Here is a 3,930-nt window from a genome sequence, read left to right on the forward strand (position 1 = left end):
TACAAGCTCAACAGAAGATATTTTGGTGAACAGCTATTCAATAGACTAATTATAGCTTCTGTTTATCCTTACGTGCAACATTACGAATAGTCATATATTCAATTATCAATTATCAATTTTCAAATACAATTCTCAATGGATTCGAATACCTTTTTATATAAATACCTAAACAACGCCTCCCCAACAGGCTTCGAAGCATCAGGACAGCAGATTTGGCTGGATTATGTCAAGCCGTTTGTGGATGAGTATTTCACTGATAACTACGGAACGGCTGTTGCAGTCATCAATCCTAAAGCAGATTACAAGTTCGTCATCGAAGCACATGCTGATGAGATAAGTTGGTTTGTGAATTACATCAAAGACGATGGCTATATATATGTGCGTCGCAATGGAGGTTCGGATCATATGATCGCTCCATCTATGCGCGTGAATATCCATACTGATAAAGGAATACTTCCAGGGGTTTTTGGCTGGCCAGCTATCCATGTGAGAAAAGAGGGAAAAGAAGATGCCCCTACATTAGATAATATTTTCATCGATGTGGGTGCTAGAACCAAGGATGAAGTGGAGGAAATGGGTATTCACGTGGGCTGCGTGATCACCTTCAAGGATGAGTTAACCGAATTGAACGGGAAATTCTATTCTGGAAGAGCACTCGACAATAGAATTGGGGGTTACATGATTGCTCAGGTAGCCAAGCGAATCAAAGAGTCAGGGAAGAAATTACCATTTGGACTCTATATAGTAAATGCAGTGCAAGAGGAAATAGGTCTTCGTGGAGCTCAGATGATCGCTGCGAACATTAAGCCGAATGCAGCAATTATCACAGACGTTTGTCACGATACCACTGCACCTCTATATAATAAGGTGGTAAGTGGAGATTTATCCGCAGGCAAAGGGCCTGTTTTACCAGTAGGAGCTTCGGTTCACAAAAAGTTGTTGGATTTGATTATAGCAACAGCGAGAAAGAATGAGATTCCTTTCCAAAGAGCCGCTGCATCTAGAGGGACAGGAACAGATACGGACGCTTTTGCATATTCTAATGAGGGAGTGCCGTCGGCTTTGATTTCACTTCCTTTGAAATACATGCACACCACTGTAGAGACTGCGAGTAAGGAGGATATCGAGCAGGTGATCAATTTGATGTATGAGTTTTTGATAGATTTTGATCCGACTTTCGATTTTAGATACATAAAATAGTATGAGACCCACAGGCATGATGACTGTGGGGCGTTCTTTTGATATGGAATATTTAGATCAACTTAATCGAAGCATTTTCATTGAGAATCCTCCTCAGCGGATCATTTCACTTGTTCCTTCGCAGACTGAGCTATTGGTTGATTTAGGTTTGGAGGAAAGAATCGTAGGAGTGACCAAATTTTGTGTTCATCCCAAAGGCTTGAAAAAACGTAAAACCCTAGTCGGAGGCACCAAGAATTACAGAATGGAGGTTATCGAATCTTTGAAGCCGGATTTGATTATTGGTAACAAGGAGGAGAATAAGCAGGAAGGGATTGAGGGGCTGATGGGAAAGTTTCCTGTTTGGATGAGTGATATCTATACGCTGAAGGATAGTTTGGATATGATTGGGAGTTTTGGAGAAATGCTAGGAGTGGAAGAGAGGGCTGAAGACATGGTCAAGCAGTTGAATTCAGACTTTGCTCTGCCGTTATCCAAAAAGGGAACTGCCATTTATTTGATTTGGAAAGATCCAATTATGGTGGCTGGAGCAGACACCTTTATTAATGAGATGCTGGATTTTGCTGGTTTTGATAATTTGATTCAAACCTCACGCTACCCACAGCTCACAAATGAAGACCTAATTAATCTTAATCCTGATCACCTTTTACTGAGTTCAGAGCCTTTCCCATTTAAAGAGTCGCACATACAGTCTTTCCACTTGCATTTGCCGAAAACTAAAATCCGATTAGTAGATGGCGAGATCTTCTCATGGTATGGAAGTAGGTTGCTAAGGGCAAAAGGATATTGCGAAAATTTATAAACACTGTATATATATAGTGTAGCTGAATTTCGTTATTACCGCTCGTGAAAAAATTTATTTACACGAGAGACTTTATTAAAAAAATCAATTAACTTTTGAGTCCAATTAATTTGAAACTTATAATAATATGAGATCGAGCAAGATTCAAGCATCACATTGAAGTGATTACTTTCTAAGCGAGATTCCATATGTCCTTTAGAAAACAATTAAAAACATATGAAAAATACAAAATATGCATGGGTAGCATTAATCGCCTTGGTTTGGTCATGTGGGCCAAAGCCAGCAGATGACTCAGTGACGGAGACGATTGTAGAGGAAGTTCTGGTAGCAGAGAATTCACTATCGGAGGAAGAAAAGGCTAATGGCTGGATGCTTCTTTTCGACGGAACCAATACAGATGGTTGGAGATCCTTTAACGGGGATAGTTTCCCGTCAGATGGCTGGACAGTAGAAGACGGAGCTTTGAAAGCATTGGGCAAAGGCGGTGATATCGGAGGAGATATCGTTTTTGGTCCGGTTGAATTTGAGCAGTTTGAGATGGAGTGGACATGGAAAATAGCTCCCGGGGGAAATAGCGGGGTGCTTTATCATGTAGTAGAAGATCCAAAATACGATGCTCCGTATGAAACAGGACCAGAATATCAGATGATTGATCAATTGGGTTTTGCTGATCCATTGGAGAAGTGGCAGTCAATTGGCGCGGATTATGCGATGACTGAGCCGAACTACGAAGGAGTTGTTAAGCCAGCAGGGGAGTGGAATACTTCTAAAATCATTTTCTCAGAAGAAGGATCTAGCTATTATTTGAATGGACAGCAGACTGTTGAGTTTGTCCCTTACTCTGAAGCATGGACAGCTGCGCGTAATTCAGGTAAGTGGAATGACTTTCCTGATTATGCAATTTCAAAAACTGGTTTGATTTCACTTCAAGACCATGGTGCAGAGACTTGGTTCAAAAACATTAAAATTAGAAAACTATAAAATCGAGCTTGCCTGAGGCAGACAGGCATGACTCCAAGCTTCATGCAGAAGTTTGATTACAATCAAGCGAGATTCCTCCCGATAGCTATCGGGATTACATTTGAAAGACAAATTATAAACGTATGAAAAAGGTATTAGTGGTGATGTTGTTGGTAGCATCTGTGAATTTTGCGTATGCGCAGAAGAAAGTAAAACTCTTTAATGGTAAGGACCTTTCAGGTTGGACTGTTTATGGAACTGAAAAATGGTATGTAGAAGATGGATTGTTGATTTCTGAAAGTGGTCCGGATAAAGGATACGGTTATTTAGGGACTGATGAGGAGTACGATGATTTTGAAATTAATCTCGAATTCAAACAAGAGGCAAATGGAAATTCTGGTGTATTTATCAGATCTACTGTAGAAGGAACAAAAGTTTCGGGTTGGCAAGTAGAGGTTGCGCCTCCTGGTCATGACACTGGTGGGATCTACGAATCATATGGTAGAGGCTGGTTGGTAAAGCCAGATCCAGAGAAAGACAAGAACTTGAAGTTCGGTGAATGGAATAAAATGAAGATTGTTGTCAAAGGTGATAATGTTACTTCTTACTTGAATGGAGTGGAGATGGTGAACTTCTCTGACGCTAAAATTGGAGAAGGAAAAGGTGGAATTAACCTTCAGATCCATGATGGCGGAGGAATTAAGGTTTACTGGCGAAACATTGTTTTGAAAAAGCTTTAATAGGCCAAAAGCTATAGATGAAATGCCCTGATGATTGAGTCATCAGGGCATTTATATTTTGTGGAAACTTTTCCCCGTCTCTATCAGTACTTTATGTCAAAACGAGTTAAATCTCTAACATTTCTATTGCTCCTAAGAATAAAAGGTAGATATTTGCACTCCCAAACAACGCGAACGGCTGAGGAAAAGGGAAGAGTCGTAAGGCTCAGAAAGTATTGAAAAATTAAA

The 3,930-nt window shown here is 40.2% G+C and carries 4 protein-coding genes; all 4 read left to right on the forward strand.

Features of this window, described 5'->3' with window-relative positions:
- Window positions 1–135 precede the first annotated feature (135 nt).
- The 4 genes from BM291_RS21810 (at window position 136) to BM291_RS21825 (ending at window position 3,702) form a co-directional block, all read left to right on the forward strand.
- Window positions 136–1,200 carry a M42 family metallopeptidase gene (locus BM291_RS21810; RefSeq protein WP_092902133.1) on the forward strand — a complete coding sequence of 355 codons (1,065 nt, stop codon included), beginning with the start codon at window positions 136–138 and terminating at the stop codon, window positions 1,198–1,200.
- Window position 1,201: 1 nt separating this feature from the next.
- Window positions 1,202–2,002, forward strand: a complete 801-nt coding sequence (locus BM291_RS21815; RefSeq protein ID WP_245786944.1) for an ABC transporter substrate-binding protein — start codon at window positions 1,202–1,204, stop codon at window positions 2,000–2,002.
- Between the two features lie 216 nt (window positions 2,003–2,218).
- Window positions 2,219–2,983, forward strand: a complete 765-nt coding sequence (locus tag BM291_RS21820) for a 3-keto-disaccharide hydrolase (protein ID WP_092902136.1) — start codon at window positions 2,219–2,221, stop codon at window positions 2,981–2,983.
- Between the two features lie 122 nt (window positions 2,984–3,105).
- Window positions 3,106–3,702 (forward strand): 3-keto-disaccharide hydrolase, encoded by a 597-nt coding sequence (locus tag BM291_RS21825; protein WP_092902139.1) that lies wholly within the window; start codon window positions 3,106–3,108, stop codon window positions 3,700–3,702.
- Window positions 3,703–3,930 lie beyond the last annotated feature (228 nt).

Source organism: Algoriphagus aquimarinus (genome assembly GCF_900112005.1).
GTDB classification, from domain to species: domain Bacteria; phylum Bacteroidota; class Bacteroidia; order Cytophagales; family Cyclobacteriaceae; genus Algoriphagus; species Algoriphagus aquimarinus.